This window comes from Mycobacterium sp. AT1, from assembly GCF_002043095.1.
Classification (GTDB): Bacteria; Actinomycetota; Actinomycetes; order Mycobacteriales; family Mycobacteriaceae; genus Mycobacterium.
In genome coordinates this window covers 1-16051 of the sequence record NZ_MVOC01000037.1, presented here as the reverse complement: position 1 = coordinate 16051, position 16051 = coordinate 1, and the positions used below count along the sequence as shown (strand labels likewise).

General features: G+C 68.6%; 15 protein-coding genes and 1 pseudogene. 6 read left to right on the top strand and 10 right to left on the bottom strand.

Annotated features, from left to right (window positions below; genetic code table 11):
- Nucleotides 1-149 precede the first annotated feature (149 nt).
- Nucleotides 150-1427, top strand: a complete 1278-nt coding sequence (locus B1790_RS17655) for a glycosyltransferase 87 family protein (protein ID WP_079924654.1) — start codon at nucleotides 150-152, stop codon at nucleotides 1425-1427.
- Here the strand turns inward: B1790_RS17655 and B1790_RS17650 are convergent.
- The 5 genes from B1790_RS17650 to B1790_RS17630 all read right to left on the bottom strand — a co-directional run bounded on the left by B1790_RS17650 (nucleotide 1424) and on the right by B1790_RS17630 (nucleotide 4808).
- Entirely contained in the window at nucleotides 1424-2161 is a 738-nt protein-coding gene (locus tag B1790_RS17650; protein ID WP_056553883.1) for a 1-acyl-sn-glycerol-3-phosphate acyltransferase, read from the bottom strand. The genes B1790_RS17655 and B1790_RS17650 overlap by 4 nt on opposite strands.
- A gap of 59 nt (nucleotides 2162-2220) precedes the next feature.
- Nucleotides 2221-2607, bottom strand: coding sequence for a hypothetical protein (locus tag B1790_RS17645; protein ID WP_079924653.1), 387 nt, complete (start codon nucleotides 2605-2607; stop codon nucleotides 2221-2223).
- Nucleotides 2604-3893, bottom strand: coding sequence for an ArsA family ATPase (locus tag B1790_RS17640; protein ID WP_079924574.1), 1290 nt, complete (start codon nucleotides 3891-3893; stop codon nucleotides 2604-2606). The genes B1790_RS17645 and B1790_RS17640 overlap by 4 nt, the downstream gene beginning before the upstream one ends.
- Complete coding sequence (locus tag B1790_RS17635; RefSeq protein ID WP_079924573.1) at nucleotides 3886-4323, bottom strand: SRPBCC family protein; 438 nt, start codon at nucleotides 4321-4323, stop codon at nucleotides 3886-3888. Before B1790_RS17635 ends, B1790_RS17640 begins: the two co-directional genes overlap by 8 nt.
- A 95-nt stretch (nucleotides 4324-4418) precedes the next feature.
- The gene (locus B1790_RS17630) at nucleotides 4419-4808 is read right to left on the bottom strand and encodes a polyketide cyclase / dehydrase and lipid transport (RefSeq protein ID WP_079924572.1); all 390 of its coding nucleotides are present in this window, start codon (nucleotides 4806-4808) and stop codon (nucleotides 4419-4421) included.
- 120 nt (nucleotides 4809-4928) lie between these two features.
- Here B1790_RS17630 and B1790_RS17625 point away from each other — a divergent pair, with 120 nt between their 5' ends.
- Nucleotides 4929-6764 carry a long-chain fatty acid--CoA ligase gene (locus B1790_RS17625; RefSeq protein WP_079924571.1) on the top strand — a complete coding sequence of 612 codons (1836 nt, stop codon included), beginning with the start codon at nucleotides 4929-4931 and terminating at the stop codon, nucleotides 6762-6764.
- Here B1790_RS17625 and B1790_RS17620 read toward each other — a convergent pair.
- From B1790_RS17620 to B1790_RS35335, 4 genes are all read right to left on the bottom strand, one after another.
- Nucleotides 6761-7909, bottom strand: coding sequence for a glycosyltransferase family 4 protein (locus B1790_RS17620; RefSeq protein WP_079924570.1), 1149 nt, complete (start codon nucleotides 7907-7909; stop codon nucleotides 6761-6763). The two genes, B1790_RS17625 and B1790_RS17620, sit on opposite strands and share 4 nt — an antisense overlap.
- A 3-nt stretch (nucleotides 7910-7912) precedes the next feature.
- On the bottom strand, nucleotides 7913-8758 hold the full coding sequence (locus tag B1790_RS17615) for a peptidase (protein ID WP_079924569.1): 846 nt from the start codon (nucleotides 8756-8758) through the stop codon (nucleotides 7913-7915).
- Entirely contained in the window at nucleotides 8727-9842 is a 1116-nt protein-coding gene (ripC, locus tag B1790_RS17610) for a peptidoglycan hydrolase RipC (protein ID WP_142271359.1), read from the bottom strand. The genes B1790_RS17615 and ripC overlap by 32 nt, the downstream gene beginning before the upstream one ends.
- Before the next feature lie 166 nt (nucleotides 9843-10008).
- Nucleotides 10009-10278: a hypothetical protein gene (locus B1790_RS35335; RefSeq protein ID WP_233165171.1), complete on the bottom strand. Its 270-nt coding sequence runs from the start codon at nucleotides 10276-10278 to the stop codon at nucleotides 10009-10011.
- Here B1790_RS35335 and B1790_RS17600 point away from each other — a divergent pair.
- Nucleotides 10224-12242: pseudogene (locus B1790_RS17600) on the top strand (DEDD exonuclease domain-containing protein); the annotation flags it as partial. The gene B1790_RS35335 and the pseudogene B1790_RS17600 overlap by 55 nt on opposite strands.
- On the opposite strand, the gene trpD reads toward B1790_RS17600, so the two are convergent.
- Nucleotides 12180-13256 carry an anthranilate phosphoribosyltransferase gene (trpD, locus tag B1790_RS17595; protein WP_233165181.1) on the bottom strand — a complete coding sequence of 359 codons (1077 nt, stop codon included), beginning with the start codon at nucleotides 13254-13256 and terminating at the stop codon, nucleotides 12180-12182. The pseudogene B1790_RS17600 and the gene trpD overlap by 63 nt on opposite strands.
- Nucleotides 13257-13306: 50 nt before the next feature.
- Here trpD and B1790_RS17590 point away from each other — a divergent pair, with 50 nt between their 5' ends.
- From B1790_RS17590 to B1790_RS17580, 3 genes are read left to right on the top strand one after another with little or no spacing between them, the layout of a single operon-like run.
- Nucleotides 13307-13918: a heme-copper oxidase subunit III gene (locus B1790_RS17590; protein WP_056553916.1), complete on the top strand. Its 612-nt coding sequence runs from the start codon at nucleotides 13307-13309 to the stop codon at nucleotides 13916-13918.
- A 45-nt stretch (nucleotides 13919-13963) separates the two neighbouring features.
- Nucleotides 13964-14785, top strand: a complete 822-nt coding sequence (locus B1790_RS17585; protein WP_198952035.1) for a c-type cytochrome — start codon at nucleotides 13964-13966, stop codon at nucleotides 14783-14785.
- Nucleotides 14782-16011 carry a ubiquinol-cytochrome c reductase iron-sulfur subunit gene (locus tag B1790_RS17580; RefSeq protein ID WP_079924651.1) on the top strand — a complete coding sequence of 410 codons (1230 nt, stop codon included), beginning with the start codon at nucleotides 14782-14784 and terminating at the stop codon, nucleotides 16009-16011. Before B1790_RS17585 ends, B1790_RS17580 begins: the two co-directional genes overlap by 4 nt.
- Nucleotides 16012-16051 lie beyond the last annotated feature (40 nt).

Below are 16051 nucleotides of genomic sequence, written 5' to 3'. Positions count from 1 at the left end.
AGCGGTTGCCGGCCAGGCGGGATCGCCAAGTCGAGCCCGAAGTCGAACTTCCAATCGTCGAACACCCGCAAAACTTACGCCGACCTGCGCGCGTCGTGGAGCGGATGGTCCCCGACTCGCCGGGGGCCACCGATACTCTGGTCCGCGACATGAGAATTCGGCAGTTCCGCAGCGGAGCGTGGTGGGCAGGCGCGGGATGGCGGCTGTTCCAGTTGCTCACCGTCGCGGTGGTGGTCTGGGCGGGGTGGCGGCTGCTGGCCGTGACCCCCTATCGCATCGACATCGACGTCTACCGAATGGGCGGTCGGGCGTGGCTCGACGGCACGTCCCTCTACCGCGACGGCGTGCTCTTCCACACCGTCGCAGGCCTCGATCTGCCGTTCACCTATCCACCGCTGGCGGCCGCCGTCTTCGCTCCGTTCGCGATGCTGTCGCTGAACGCGGCGAGCGCGACCATCACGGCCGTCACATTCGTGCTGCTGATGGTGACCACGGCGATCGTGCTGACCCGCCTCGGGGTGCTGGACGGGTGGCAACGCCGGTGCTGGCTGGCCGCGGCGATCGTCGCTCCGGCCGCCGTCTATCTGGAGCCCATCCGGTCGAACTTCGAGTTCGGCCAGATCAACGTCGTGCTCATGACACTCGTCATCGCGGACTGCGTGCCGAAGAAGACGCCATGGCCGCGGGGGTTGCTGCTAGGCGTGGCCATCGCGCTCAAGCTGACGCCCGCCGTCTTCCTGCTCTACTTCCTGCTGCGGCGCGACACCAGGGCGCTGCTGACGAGCGTGGCATCGGCGGTGTTGGCGACGGCCGTCGGATTCGTGCTGGCCGCGAGGGATTCGTGGGAGTACTGGACTCAGACGATCCGCGACACCGACCGGATCGGCACGGCCACCTATCTGACCAACCAGAACATCGCGGGCACCCTGGCCCGCCTCGGGCTCAGTGAAACGCCGCGGTTCTTCGTCTGGTTGGTCGCCTGCTTTGCCGTGCTCGGCTTGACCTGGTGGGCGGTTCGCCGGGTGCTGCGGCCGGGCGAGGGCGCCTCGGTGCGGGCCGGCGACCAGGCGGTGCTCGCGTTGATCTGCGTGGCGATGTTCGGCTTGGTCGTCTCGCCGGTGTCGTGGTCGCACCACTGGGTGTGGGCGTTGCCGGCGATCCTGACGACGGGAGTGCTCGGGGTGCGCTATCGCAGCGTCGCGATGGGTGTCCTGAGCGCGGTCGGGGTGGTGCTGACCTACTTCGTGCCGATTCACCTGATGGTCGAACACGAGGAGACGTCCGCCGCGTTGTGGCGCCAGCTCCTCGGCGGTTCCTACGTGTGGTGGGCGTTGGCCCTGATCGCCGTCTCGGGGGCGGTCACGCTGCGCGAGCGCGACGGGTCAGGGGCGAATGCGGACGCCACACCGGCGCACGCGGCGACCTAGCCCGCAGCGGAGGTCGGCATCCGGGCCGGAGGCGTGCCGTCGGATCCGCCTGCTCCGCCTTCGAGTGCGACCTTGACGTCGGCGGCGTACAGGTCGACGTACTCCTGACCGGACATCTGCATCAGTTCGTACATCACCTCGTCGATGACGGCGCGCTCGATGAAGCGGTTGCCCGCGAGCCCCTCGAAGCGGGAGAAGTCCAGCGGCTTGCCGAAGCGCACCTCGACGCGGCCGAAGTGCCACATCTTCGATCCGGGCGGGTTGACGTCGTCGGTGCCGACCATGGCCACCGGGATGACGGGGACGCCGGTCTCCAACGCCAATCGGGCGATGCCTGTCTTGCCCTTGTAGAGACGGCCGTCGGGCGAGCGGGTGCCCTCGGGGTACATGCCGAGGACCTTGCCCTTGCCGAGGATGCGCTTCGCCGTCGTCAGGGCGGCGAGTGCGGCGTCGGCGTCGGTCCGGTCGATCGGGACCTGTCCGGCGGCGGTGTAGAACCAGCGGGTGAACCAGCCCTTGAGTCCGGTGCCGGTGAAGTACTCCGCCTTGGCCAGATAGGTGATCCGACGCCGGACCACCAGGCACTTGTAGAAGCTGTCGGCGACGGCGAGGTGATTACTGGCGAGGATGACGGCGCCGCGGTCCGGAACGTTCTCCAGCCCAACCACTTTCGGGCGCCCGACCAACGTCAGCAGCGGGCCCATGAAGACGTATTTGAAGAGCCAATACCACATCGAGCCTCCCGCGGCGGGCTCCCGGACGGTGCCCTGCGACAACTCTACCCAGTCGCGGGTCAGTCCTCGACGCTGACGGGGATGTGTTGGTAATGGCCCGGCGCGGATGGCGGCGGATCGCCGCCGGGTCGAGGGTCGGTCGGCGGCGACGGGGTGTCGGGGCCGCCGGAACCGGGGCCCGTGGGGTCTGTCATGGCGTCGGTCATCGCGCGCACGACCGACAGCAACGCGACGCCGTGCTCGGCGATCACGCCGAGCAGCGGGTGCTGTTCGCCGGACACCAACGCGGCAAGGGCACACACCGGGCACCACACCTGTTGGCACTTGCCCTCGCTGCCCGAGGTGGCGCGCGCGGCGGCCATTCTGACGGCGGGGTCCAGCTTGTTCAGGATCGACTGCGCGAGCTGTCGCAGCTCGGGAGGAAGGTCGGTGTGGGAGTCGCTCATGCCGGCCACACCTCCGGATTCGGTCGAAAGCGCACCGTCAGTTGACCGCCGCGTAGTTGTGCGTCCATCACGGTGCATCTCCGCAAGACGGACGCCAACCGAACCCGGCGACGCATGCCACCGGCGCCGATGATCAGGTCGTCGTCGACCCGGCCCAGCGTCAGCGAGTTCGGGTCGACCTGCGCCAACTCTAACCGCATCCGGTAGACGGCATCGAGCCCGGATCCGGATTCGCGGTCGACCACCGGCCGCACGGGCGCAGGCGGCGCCGATCCGTCCCGGTGCCTGGCGGCGTCGAGCAGTTCGGCAAGCGCCTTGGGTCCGATTGGCTCCCCCGCCAGATGTGGGACTAGCACCAGGGTGACGTCGCCGATCGTGGCGTCGAGTTCGTCGAGGACGAGGCGCTGTTCGGCGATCCGCTCGGTGTACCAGTCGAATGCCGGGTGCTCGGGCAGGTTTCGGTACTCGTATGAATCGTCTTGCACCAAAACCTGATTCACGATCAACTCGTGCACCGACACACCCATCAGCGCCAACGACCCCAACGTCCTGGCCGCCTCGGCGGCCACTACCCGTTCGGGGGTGAGCACCAGGTGTGCGCTCACCAGGGCGGCGTCGGTGAGGAGTTCGCCGAGGCGTTCGGTGCTGGCGGCGATCCGTTCCACCAGTTCGACGATGCCCGCGGAGGCGACCTCGTCGCCCATGGACAGCCTGCGGTGCCGCGGCCAGGCCCTCTCGAGGTAGAGCCCGAACGTCGCGGGCAGGGTGAGCATCCGCATCGCGTCGGCCGTTGACGCACAGTCGACGACCACGTGATCCCACTGACCCGAGGCGGCCAGCTCGGCGACCTCGTCGAGGCCGAGCACCTCCTGGATGCCGGGCAACGCCGAAAGTTCTTCTGGTGCAACGTCTCCCAGATCGGACTCGGGGAATCGGGCGGCCAGCACGCCGGCCACCTGCCGCCACCGCCGTTCGAGCAGCGCCAGGGTGTCCAGGGCGAGGACGTCGAGGAAGCCGCCCGACCCCGCGTCACTGCCCGGGTCGAGGTCGGCGAAGACCCTCGTCGGCAGGCGCTCCCCCGTCGGCGCCACGCGGATGCCGAGGACGTCGCCCGTGGAATGGGCCTGGTCGGTCGACACGACGAGCACTCGCAAGCCGCTGCGCGCATCGCGCACCGCGGCGGCAGTCGCCAAGGTGGACTTGCCAACTCCACCCTTGCCGACGAAGAGGCTGATCCTGGCACCGCCGGCCGCGGAAGGTCGGCCCGGATCGCTGCTCTCAGTCAGCCTCGACTCGTTTCTTGAGATCCTTCAACGCGGTGTCGGTGAGCCGGCGTTCGGCCTTGCGTTTGAGCAACCCGATCATCGGAATGACCAGGTCGACCGACAACTCGTAGGTGACGTCGGTGCCGGAACCCTTGGGAGACAACAGGTATGCGCCGTCAAGGGCCCTCAGCAGGGAGCTCGACACCAGCGACCACCGCACCGACGCGCGGTCGGCGGGCCAGGTGTAGGCCAGCACCATGGTGTCCTTGAGCACGGCGGCGTCGAGCACCAACCGCGCCCTGATCGGGTAGCCCTCGTCGTCGCTCTCGAGGACTTCGGTCTCCTTGTACTCGGCGACCCAGTCCGGGTAGGAGCCGATGTCGGCGATGACGTCCATCACCGTCGCGGGCTCGGCGTCGATGTAGATCGTCTGCGCAGTCTTGTCCGCCACGTGATCACTTCCCCGGGTCCTAGAGCGCTACTGGACTCACGTCCATTCGACCCGAAATGTACCCGTACCCCAGTCTCGCGTCCTCAATCAACCACCTACGCGAGCCGGGACACTCCGACGGAGCGTGACTCCTCGAGCTTCTGCTTGACCTCGAACGCCATCCGCTTGCCTGCCACGCGGCGCTGATGATTGGCCTTGGCGAGATTCATCTTCGCCAGCTCCCAGGCCGCCACTCCAGACGGCTCGGCATGCACGAAGTAGTGCAGGATCACGCCGTCGTACGACGCCTCCAGCCAGACTTCCATGGTGCCGGTCAGGGCTCCGGTGATGGTCCACCGGTGCCCCGCGGGACCTCGGTCCTCGACCACCGTCAGCCGCAGATCGGGCCACCATCGCCGCCAACTCACCGGGTCCGCGATCGCCGCGCCGACGTCGGCCGGGTCGGCGCACACGAACGTCTCGTCCGCCACCTGGATGCTGTTCATCGCTCACACCTTCACACACGAGCCGTCGCCGGCGGGCGGCGGACGACTAGGCTGCCATCACTGGGTATGGGTCCAAGTATCCGTCCACCCCAGGCCAACCCGTCGGAAAGGGCCCAGATCGTGCGCGAGTTCAGCGTCCCGGCATCGTTCACCGTCGGCGAGCACGACACCGTGGCCGCCTCCGTGTTCTCCCACGAGGCCGAGGACCCGGACCACGTCGTCATCCAGCGTCTCGTCGACGGATCGTGGACCGACGTGACGTGCGCGCAGGTCGCCGACCAAGTGCGTGCGACCGCACGCGGTTTGATCGCCGAGGGCGTGCAGGCGGGCGACCGCGTCGCAATTCTGTCGGCGACCCGTTACGAGTGGCCGATAGTCGACTTCGCCATCCTGTCGATCGGCGCGGTGACGGTGCCGATCTACGAGACCAGCTCCGTCGACCAGATCCGGTTCGTGCTGTCCGACTCGGGCGCGGTCGCGGCGTTCGCCGAGACCGACGAACACTTCGACAAGGTCGAACGGCTCAAGGCCGAACTGCCCGCACTTCGTCACGTGTACCGCGTCGACGGCACGGGTCCCGCCGCGCTCGACGAGCTCGCCAGGATCGGCGGCGACACCGATCCGGAGGCCGTGACGGCCCGGCTCGAGGCCGTGAAGTCGGCCGACGTCGCGACGCTGGTCTACACCTCCGGCACCACGGGCCGGCCCAAGGGCTGCGAGCTGACGCACTCCAACCTGCTGCACGAAATGCGCGGCGCGAAGGCGTGTTTCCCCTCGCTCCTCGACAAGGGCGAGAAGCTGCTGGTGTTCCTCCCGCTGGCGCACGTGTTGGCCCGCGCCATCACGATCGCGGCCTTCAGCAACAAGGTCACCCTCGGCTTCACCAGCGACGTGAAGAACCTGGTGCCCATCCTCGGGGTGTTCAAGCCGACGCTGGTGGTGTCGGTGCCTCGCGTGTTCGAGAAGGTGTACAACACCGCCGAGCAGAATGCTCGCGACGGCGGCAAGGACAAGATCTTCGCCGCGGCCGCCGCCACCGCGATCGAGTGGAGCGAGGCCAAGGCCACCGGACGCCCGGGTCTGCTGCTGAACCTCAAGCACGCCCTGTTCGACCGGCTGGTCTACGGCAAGCTGCGGGCCGCGCTCGGGGGCAACTGCCGCGCCGCGATCTCCGGTGGCGCGCCGCTGGGCGCCCGGCTCGGACACTTCTACCGGGGCGTGGGCGTCACCATCTACGAGGGCTACGGCCTCACCGAGACCAGCGCGGCGATCACCGTCAACCGGGTGGGCGACGTCAAGGTCGGGTCGGTCGGAAAGTTGGTGCCCGGCAACGCAATGCGCCTCGCCGACGACGACGAGCTCCTCGTCAGCGGTGGCGTGGTCTTCGGTGGGTACTGGCAGAACCCGTCGGAGACCGACGCGGTGTTCACCGCGGACGCGAGGAGCGATGGAACCTCAGTCGGCTGGTTCCACACCGGTGACCTCGGGGCCATCGACGACGACGGTTTCCTGACCATCGTCGGCCGCAAGAAGGAGATCATCGTGACCGCCGGCGGCAAGAACGTCGCCCCGGCGCTGCTGGAGGACCGGCTGCGCGCCCATCCGCTGATCAGCCAGGCCATGGTCGTCGGCGACGCCCAGCCGTTCATCGCCGCGTTGATCACGATCGACCCGGAGGCGTTCCCCGGCTGGAAGCAGCGCAACGGCAAGGACGCGTCGGCCACCGTCGGCGACCTCGCCGAGGATCCCGACCTGCTCGCCGAGGTCGACCTGGCCGTCAAGGACGCCAACCAGGCGGTGTCGCACGCCGAGTCGATCCGCAAGATCCGCATCCTGCCCGTCGACTTCACCGAGGACACCGGCGAACTCACGCCGACGTTGAAGGTCAAGCGCAAGGTGGTCGCCGAGAAGTTCGCGGCCGACATCGAGGCCCTCTACGCCAAGCCGGGGAACTAACCGGCGAGGAGCTGCGAGAGCCGTTGCGCCTTGGTGCGCCACTGCCATTCGTCGACGACCCAGTTTCGGCCCGCCCTGCCCATCTCGGCGGCGCGGTCGGGGTCGGCCAGCAGGTCTCCGACGGCGGCGGTGATCGACCCGACGTCCCATCCGTCGACCACCAGGCCGGTCGTGCCGTCGAGCACCGACTCCGGCGCTCCCCCGGAATCACCGGCGACCACCGGCACGCCCATCGCCGACGCCTCCAGGTACACGATGCCGAGGCCCTCGACGTCGAGCCCCGCACCCCGGGTGCGGCACGGCATCGCGAAGACGTCCGCCATCGCGTGGTGCGCGGGCAGTTCATCGGCGGGCACGCCCTCGGTGAACACCACGTCTTCGGCGACGCCGAAGGAGTGTGCCAACCGTCGAAGATCGTCCAGGTAGGGGCCGCCGCCGACGATGACCAGGCGCGTCCCCGGCACCCGTTCGCGGAGCGCGGGCAGTGCGCGGATCAGCATGTCCTGACCCTTGCGCGGCACCAGCCGTGACACGCACACCACGACGGGCCGGTCGCCGAGCCCATAGCGGGCCCGCATCTGCGCCTTGGCGACCGAGTTGGGCTCGAATCTGTCGACGTCGACGCCCGGCGAGAGCCGCTCCAGCGCGGCGTCGGGCCCGAAGGCCGAGGCGAACCGGTTGCGGGTGTACTGACTGATGAACGTGACGACGTCGGCGTCGTTTCCAATGCGCCGCAACGCCGTTCGCGCCACCGGGAGCATCGACCACCCCACCTCGTGCCCATGGGTGCTCGCGACGATCCGCTTCGCTCCGGCGCGGCGTGCCAGCGGCGACAGCAGTGCAAGGGGTGCGGCGGCGCCGAACCACACCACGTCGACGTCGTGCTCGCCGATGAGCCGTCTCATCCGCAGCGCGACCGACGGCTCCGGGATCATCAACGTCGTGGGGTGCCGGACGACCCGAAACGGCGAGTCGGCACGTTCGGCCTGCCGGTCGTAGTCGTCGGCGCCCTTCCAGGTCGGCGCGTAGACCGTGATGGTGTGCTCACCGGTCGTAACCAGTTCGGTGACCAGGTTCTCGAGATAGGACTGGATGCCTCCCCGCCGCGGCGGGAAGTCGTTGGTCACCAACAGGACGTTGGCCACCCGCTATCCGCCGAGCCAGGCGCGCCACGCGGCAACCACCTGGGGCGTGTCGGCGCCGAGGGCTTGCTTGATGGCGGTGGCCTGGTCGGGATGCCCAGGCCCGCACGCGGTGACGTACAGGTTGCGCAGCGCGTCGGCACCGTAGCGGCTGGCGACGAATCGACTGAACCACCACGCCCTGTCGTAGGCCAGCGACCGCACGGAACCGACCGTGTCCAGATCGGCGTCCGACGGCAGGTGGGCGAGCGCGTCGGCGGCTCGGCGGTCGGGCTTCGGCGTCGGCGGACGACCGACGAAGTCGGCGACCCCCTCGGTGAGCCAGCGCGGCGCGTCGGCGGCGGTGCGACTTCTGGCGGCGTAGTGAAAGAGTTCGTGGCGGAGGACGATTCGCAGTGACGCATCGCTCATCGAGCTCGCGCCGGGCGCAAAGACGATCCGCTGCGCCGTGGTGGCGGCGGCGATGTCGGGATCTGCGACGCCGAGGGCACGGAACTCTTCGTCGGTCCCGGTCAGCACGACGACGATGTTGCGCGGCCACTGGTCGCCCCAGAATGCGGTGACGGCGTCGGCGGCTCCGTCGAGTTCGCCCCAGACCCGGCTCTCCAGGTCGGCGGTCTGGGCTCCTCCGAGTGACATCAGCGAGACGGTCCTCCCGTCGCGCAGCACCATCGGGTCCGACGGTGTCGTCGGCACGTCGAGGGAAGCGTGCGTCGCGGTGGGTGGAGCCGGCGCTTCGGGTGCACCGCCCACGGGACGGAACACCAGCACCACCGCGACGGCTAGCTCGACGAGCAGGAGCAGGCCGAGTAGCGGCTTCTTAGTAGCGGCGGACGTTGTGAATGGGCGCATTGTCCATCGGGGCGACCCGCACGGGGGTGCCGTACGTCGAGGCGTGCACCATCATTCCGTCGCCGATGTAGATGCCGACGTGCGAGGCGTCGGAGTAGTAGGTGATGAGGTCACCGGGCTGCATCTGGTCCATCGACACGGGCTGGCCGCCCTGGGCGAGCGCCTGGCTCGAGTGCGGGAGGTTGACCCCCGCCTGACCGAAGGCCCACATGACCAGACCGGAGCAGTCGAAGGCGCCCGGACCAGCGGCTCCCCACGAATAGGGCGAACCGATCCGCGTCAGCGCGGCCTGAACGGCGACCATGCCTTCGCCCTCGGCGGGCGCAGCGGGGGCGGCTTCTGGCGGAGCCAGGTCACCGGGGTTGATGCCGTCCGGCGCGGAGGCAAGCACGTCCGGCGGCGGCGGCGCGTCCGGCGCGGCGGGCACGGGCGGCGTCGGTGGGATCGCGGCCAGGGCGTCTCGCTGGGCGGGCGTCAGGGCGGTGTATTGCGACTTGACGATCGCCATCTGCACTTGGAGTTTGCTTTGCTTGGATTGCAGATCCGCGCGCACTGCGGCGGCCTGCTCGGCAGCAGTCTTGGCGTCGGCAGCGGACTTTGCGGACTCCACTTCGGCGTTGGTCGCCAATACGCTGCTGCTCTTGAAGTTGGTCATCTGGGCCGACATCTCGGTGGCCATCACCCGCTGGACGGCGAGTTGGTCGATGAGGCCCTGCGGTGAATTGGCCGTCAGCATGGCGTCGAGACCGTCGGTGCGGCCGCCCATGTACTGGGCTGCGGCAACCTTGTCGACGGACGTCTGAAAGGTTGCCAGCTGCGCCTTCGACGAATCAACGGCAGCGATGTCCGCTGCATGCTTCTGATCGGCAACCTGTTGTGCTGCAAGCTTGTTGTTGAGATCCAACTCGGCGCTGTGCATTGCCTCGGTGGTCTGCTCGGCCTGCCGTGACAGCTCGTTCAGCTTTGCCAGCGCGTCGGCCGCGGGATCGGCCTGCGAAGTTCCGGCAAGCACCCCACCGAAGACCATCACTCCAGCTATCGCACCAACAACCGGTCGCCGAAGTAAACGTGCGCTTCGGTGCATAGCGTTAAACCTCAAGATTTCGCGTCCTTCAACTGCCGTTAGCGAGCCGCTCGAACTGCGTTAGGTCTCAGATAGGTTACGAAACGGCATCGGGGTTGTCCAACAGAGGACGCAAATTTAACAGGTGCCACGGGAATATTTCGCTGCCCGCGACGTCGAGGGCCCTCTATGCGACCCCGTCGGCGCGCCTCCGGTGAATCGGTACCAACCGTAGCCGAGGCGCCAATCCGGCGTCTGCGAGGACCTCTAGCGCTTGGCGCTCATCGGCCAGCAACGTATCGGGAACGCCCAATAAAACACTGATGACACAGTCCTGGCAGCCGTGTCCACGCACCGCGCAGTCGTCGCAGTCGATGTGCAGGGTGCCCGCTTCGGACCCCGATGTGTCTGGCAGGTCCGGTCCCGCCTCGTGTCGAGTCGCCTCTGGTCGAGTCATGGCCGTCATACCTTCCTTCGAGTCATGAGCGCACGCTAACCACGAGCACCGACAAGCCCGACACGTCGACGTCGTGGATGACGGTGAATGCCGGGAGATGTCGGTCCGGCGGCCTACCGTGCCGTGCCATGGGCCAGCTGAGCTTCGGCGACGTCGACGCGGCGTTCGGGGACTCGGGATCGGACGAGGTCGGCCTTGCGGACCTCTCGTTGCGTGACACCACGTTCGTCATCGTCGACCTCGAGACCACGGGCAGCCGGGCCAAGGGTGACGAGTTCGGCGGCAATTACGACGGCATCACCGAAATCGGTGCGGTGAAGGTCCGCGGCGGCGAGGTGATCGGTGAACTCGCCACCCTGGTGGACCCTGGGCGTTCCATCCCGCCGAAGATCGTCGCGCTCACCGGCATCACCACGGCCATGGTGTGCGACGCCCCCACCATCGACTCGGTGCTGCCCGCCTTTCTCGAATTCTCGAAGGGCGCGGTGCTCGTCGCCCACAACGCGGGATTCGACGTCGGGTTCCTGCGCGCCGCCGCGGAACGCCTTCAGCTGCCGTGGAAGCGTCCGCCCGTGCTGTGCACCGTGAAGCTGGCCCGCCGCGTGTTGACCCGCGACGAGGCCCCGAGCGTGCGTCTCTCGGCGCTGGCCCAGCTGTTCGGGGCCAGCACCAGGCCAACCCACCGCGCCCTCGACGACGCGCGGGCCACCGTCGACGTGCTGCACGCGCTCATCGAGCGCGTCGGCAACCAGGGCATCGGAACGTTTGGCGAGCTCCGCTCCTACCTGCCCGACGTCACGCCCGCCCAGCGCCGCAACCGGCATCTCGCCACCGCCTTGCCGCGCAGGCCCGGCGTGTACCTCTTCCGCGGCCCGTCCGACGAGGTGCTCTACGTCGGCACCGCGGTGGACTTGCGGCGGCGGGTCGGGCAGTACTTCAACGGCAGCGACCCGCGCACCCGGATGAAGGAGATGGCGTCGCTGACGACGCGGGTCGACCACGTCGAGTGCGCCCACGAGCTGGAGGCAGGCGTCCGGGAGCTCAGGCTGCTCGCCGCGCACGCTCCGCCGTACAACCGTCGCTCCAAGTTTCCGCACCGGTGGTGGTGGGTGGTACTCACCGACGAGGCCTTCCCAAGGTTCTCGGTCGTCCGGGCACCCAAGCACGACCGGGCGATCGGACCGTTCCGCGCACGCGCCGACGCCGTCGAGACCGCGACGCTGCTCGCCCGCTTCACCGGCGTGCGGACGTGCACCACCCGGCTGGCCCGTTCGTCGCTCCACGGGCCGTCCTGCCCCGAGGTGGAGCTGTCCCCGTGTCCGGCCGGCCGCGACGTCGGCGCCGTCGAGTACGCCGCGGGCCCCGCGAAGGCCGCCGACCTCGTCTCGGGCGCGGACGACTCGGCGCTGCGCGGGGCGCTGGCCCACATCCGAGCGCTTGCCGAGTGCGGGAAGTACGAGACGGCGGCGCGCATGCGCGACCACACGGCCACCGCAATCGACACCGTGTGGCGCGGCCAACGCCTCAACGCCCTCGTCGCGGTCGACGAACTGGTCGCCGCCAAGCCGGACGGCGCGGGTGGCTGGCACCTCGCGATCGTCAGGAACGGTCAGCTCGCCGCGGCGGGCACCGCTCGCCGCGGAGTCCCGCCGATGCCGGTCGTCGACGCCATCAGCGCCGCCGCGCAGTCGATCCTGCGGGAGCCGGCACCGCTGGGCGGGGCGCTCGTCGAGGAGGCAGGACTGATCGCGCGGTGGCTCGTCGAGCCGGGGGTCCGCATCGTCCGCGCCGAGAGCGCCGACGGGACCGGCTATGCCACCCCGTCTACGGCGGCGGGCAGGCACGCGGCGTGGGCGGCGGCGGCCCGCTCCGCGCGGCTGGCCGCCGCCCAGACCGACGGGTCAGAGCTCCTGGGTGAACCGCGCCCAACGCGCGAGCAGCTGCTCGGCCGCCCCGGAGTCGATCGCCTTGGCGGCCCGCTCCAGGCCGACCTCCCACGCCGGCACCCATTTGGCGTCGCTGGATAGCCCGGCGTGAGCCACCATCGCGCCCGCGGCGTTGAGGATCACCGCGTCGCGTACGGCACCCGTGGCGCCGCCGAACACCTCGTGGACCGACGCGGCATTGGCCTCGGCGTCGCCACCGGTCAGCTCGCTCAGCTCGGCGCGTGCGAAACCGAAGGCCGCCGGGTCGAAGATCAGCCGCTCGATGGTGCCCGCTTGTACGCGCCAGATGGTGCTCGTCGTGGTCGTGGTGAGCTCGTCGAGACCGTCGTCGCCGTGCACCACCAGCACGCTCGAACCGCGCGTCGCGAACACCCCTGCCATCACCTCGGCGAGGTCACCCCAGGCGCATCCGATGAGACCGGCCCGCGGTGACGCCGGATTGGTCAACGGTCCAAGCAGATTGAAGACGGTGGGAACGCCGATCTCACGACGCACCGTCGAGGCGTGCCGGTAGGACGGGTGGAATTGCGGGGCGAAGGCGAAACCGATGCCGACCTCGGCGACGCAGCGCGCCACGTCCTGCGGACTCAAGTCGAGCCGCACGCCGAGCGCTTCGAGGGTGTCGGCGCCCCCTGACAGCGACGACGCCGCCCGGTTTCCGTGCTTGACGACGGGGACGCCGCTGGCCGCCACCACGACCGACGCCATCGTGGACAGGTTGACGGTGTTGGCGCCGTCACCGCCGGTGCCGACGACGTCCACCGCGGCCGTTCCGATGACGTCGGTCGGCACCAGGTGGGCGTGCTTCAGCATGGTGTCGGCGAGCTCCTTCACCTCCGCCGACGTCGGTCCCTTCATCTTCATCGAGATCGCGAACCCGGCGATCTGAGCCGGGGTCGCCACTCCGGTCATGATTTGGTCCATGGCCCACCCGGCCTGCCCAACTGCGAGTGCGCGTCGGGTGGTCAAGCGGCCGAGAACCTGCGGCCAGGTCTGGGAATTCTCTGATGTCACCAACTGATTATTACGAATGTCGTGCCCCGGGTGGAGTTCGACAACTACAAAGCGTCATACTTCTTGACGTGACGAGTGCTGTAGGGACCTCGGGAACCGCGATCACTGCTCGCGTGCATTCGCTGAACCGTCCCAACATGGTAAGTGTCGGCACCATCGTGTGGCTTTCCAGCGAATTGATGTTCTTTGCTGGTCTGTTCGCGATGTATTTCACCGCGCGGGCGCAAGCCGGCGGTGACTGGCCGCCAGCCCCAACCGAGTTGAACCTGTTCCTCGCCGTGCCGGTGACGCTGGTGCTCATTGCATCGTCGTTCACCTGCCAGATGGGCGTCTTCGCCGCCGAGCGTGGCGACGTATTCGGCCTCCGGCGGTGGTACCTGCTGACGTTCGTGATGGGTGCGTTCTTCGTCGGCGGCCAGGGCTACGAGTACATCCACCTGGTCGAGCACGGGACGACGATCCCCGGCAGCGCCTATGGCTCGGTGTTCTATCTCGCCACCGGATTCCACGGCCTGCACGTGATCGGCGGTCTGGTCGCCTTCCTGTTCTTGCTGGCCCGCACGCGGATGAGCAAGTTCACGCCGGCGCAGGCCACCGCCGCGATCGTGGTGTCGTACTACTGGCACTTCGTCGACATCGTCTGGATCGCACTGTTCGCCGTCATCTACTTTGTGCGATAAGGGCGGGCGATGAGCGTTTCCGACGATCAGTCACCACAACCGCCGATGAGAAGGGGATCGATGACCAACAAGTCTCGCCGTCGGTTGCGCCGACGCGTGTCAGGAGCACTGCTGCTTCTGACCGGACTTCTCGTCGCGGGTGGCATTGCGGCCACCCTGACGCCCAAGCCGCAGGTCGCGGTCGCCGACGAGTCCAGCCTCGCGCTTCTGCGCACGGGCAAGCAGCTCTTCGAGACCTCCTGCGTGACGTGCCACGGCGCGAACCTTCAGGGCGTTCCCGACCGCGGCCCCAGCCTCATCGGCACCGGCGACGCGGCGGTCTACTTCCAGGTCAGCACCGGCCGCATGCCCGCGATGCGCGGTGAGGCGCAGGCCCCCCGGAAGGCCCCGGTCTTCGACCAGCACCAGATCGACGCCCTCGGCGCCTACGTGCAGGCCAACGGCGGCGGCCCCGTCACACCCCGCGACGCCAACGGCGCCGTGGCGGACGCGGACCTGCTCGGCAACGACGTCGCCCGCGGTGGCGACCTGTTCCGGCTCAACTGCGCGTCGTGCCACAACTTCACCGGCAAGGGCGGCGCGCTGTCCTCCGGCAAGTACGCACCGCCGCTGGACGAGGCCACCCCGGCCCAGATCTACACCGCGATGCTGACCGGCCCGCAGAACATGCCCAAGTTCTCCGACCGCCAACTCAGCCCGGAGGAAAAGCACGACATCGTCGCCTACGTTCGCCAGGCCACCGAGACGCCCGATCCGGGCGGCTACGGCCTCGGCGGCTTCGGCCCCGCGCCAGAAGGCATGGCGGCCTGGATCATCGGGATGGTCGCCGTCATCGGCGCCGCTATGTGGGTGGGATCGCGCGCATGACCGACAACGTGAACGACGGCAACGGAACCCGCGCAGAGGTGGAGGGCACCGACACCTCCGAGCGAGCCACCGTCACCAATCAGCCCACCGACGCCGAGCTGGCGGCCATGACCCGCGAGGAACTCGTCGCGCTTGGCGGTCGTATCGACGGCGTCGAGACGGTCTTCAAGGAGGCCCGCTGGCCCATCGAGGGCACCAAGGCCGAGAAGCGCGCCGAACGCACGGTGGCCTACTGGCTGCTGTTCGGTGGCGTGCTCGGACTGGCGCTGCTGCTGGTGTTCCTGTTCTGGCCGTGGGAGTACCAGCCCTACGGTTCGGCGGGTGAATTCGTCTACAGCCTGGCCACTCCGCTCTACGGCCTGACGTTCGGCCTCTCGATCCTGGCGATCGGGATCGGCGCGGTGCTCTTCCAGAAGAAGTTCATCCCCGAGGAGATCTCGATCCAGGACCGCCACGACGGCCGGTCCCCCGAGATCGAGCGCAGGGCGACGGCGGCCAACCTGACCGACGCCTTGGAGACCTCGACCCTCAAGCGCCGCAAGCTGATTGGCCTGTCGCTCGGCATCGGGCTCGGCGCCTTCGGCCTTGGCACCGCGGTCGCCTTCATCGGCGGCATCATCAAGAACCCGTGGAAGCCGGTCGTCCCGACGGCCGAGGGCAAGAAGGCCGTGCTGTGGACGTCGGGCTGGACCCCGCGCTTCAAGGGCGAGACCATCTTCCTGGCGCGCGCCACCGGCCAGCCGGGTAGCTCCCCGTTCGTCAAGATGCGCCCGGAGGACATCGACGCCGGCGGCATGGAGACGGTGTTCCCGTGGCGGGCCTCCGACGGCGACGGCTCCACCTACGAGTCGCACGAACTGCTCAACGAGATCGCGATGGGTGTCCGCAACCCGGTGATGCTGATCCGCATCCGGCCCGAGGACATCTCGCGGGTGGTCAAGCGTCGGGGCCAGGAGAGCTTCAACTTCGGTGACCTGTTCGCCTTCACCAAGGTCTGCTCGCACCTCGGCTGCCCGTCGTCGCTGTACGAACAGCAGACGTACCGCATTCTCTGCCCGTGCCACCAGTCGCAGTTCGACGCGTTGCACTTTGCCAAGCCGATCTTCGGTCCGGCCGCACGGGCACTGGCACAACTTCCGGTGACCATCGACAAGGATGGCTACCTGGTGGCAAACGGTGACTTCATCGAACCCGTCGGACCGGCATTCTGGGAGCGGACCTCATGAGTCCTAAATTAGCTGAATTGGCCGCCCATCAGGGTGATGC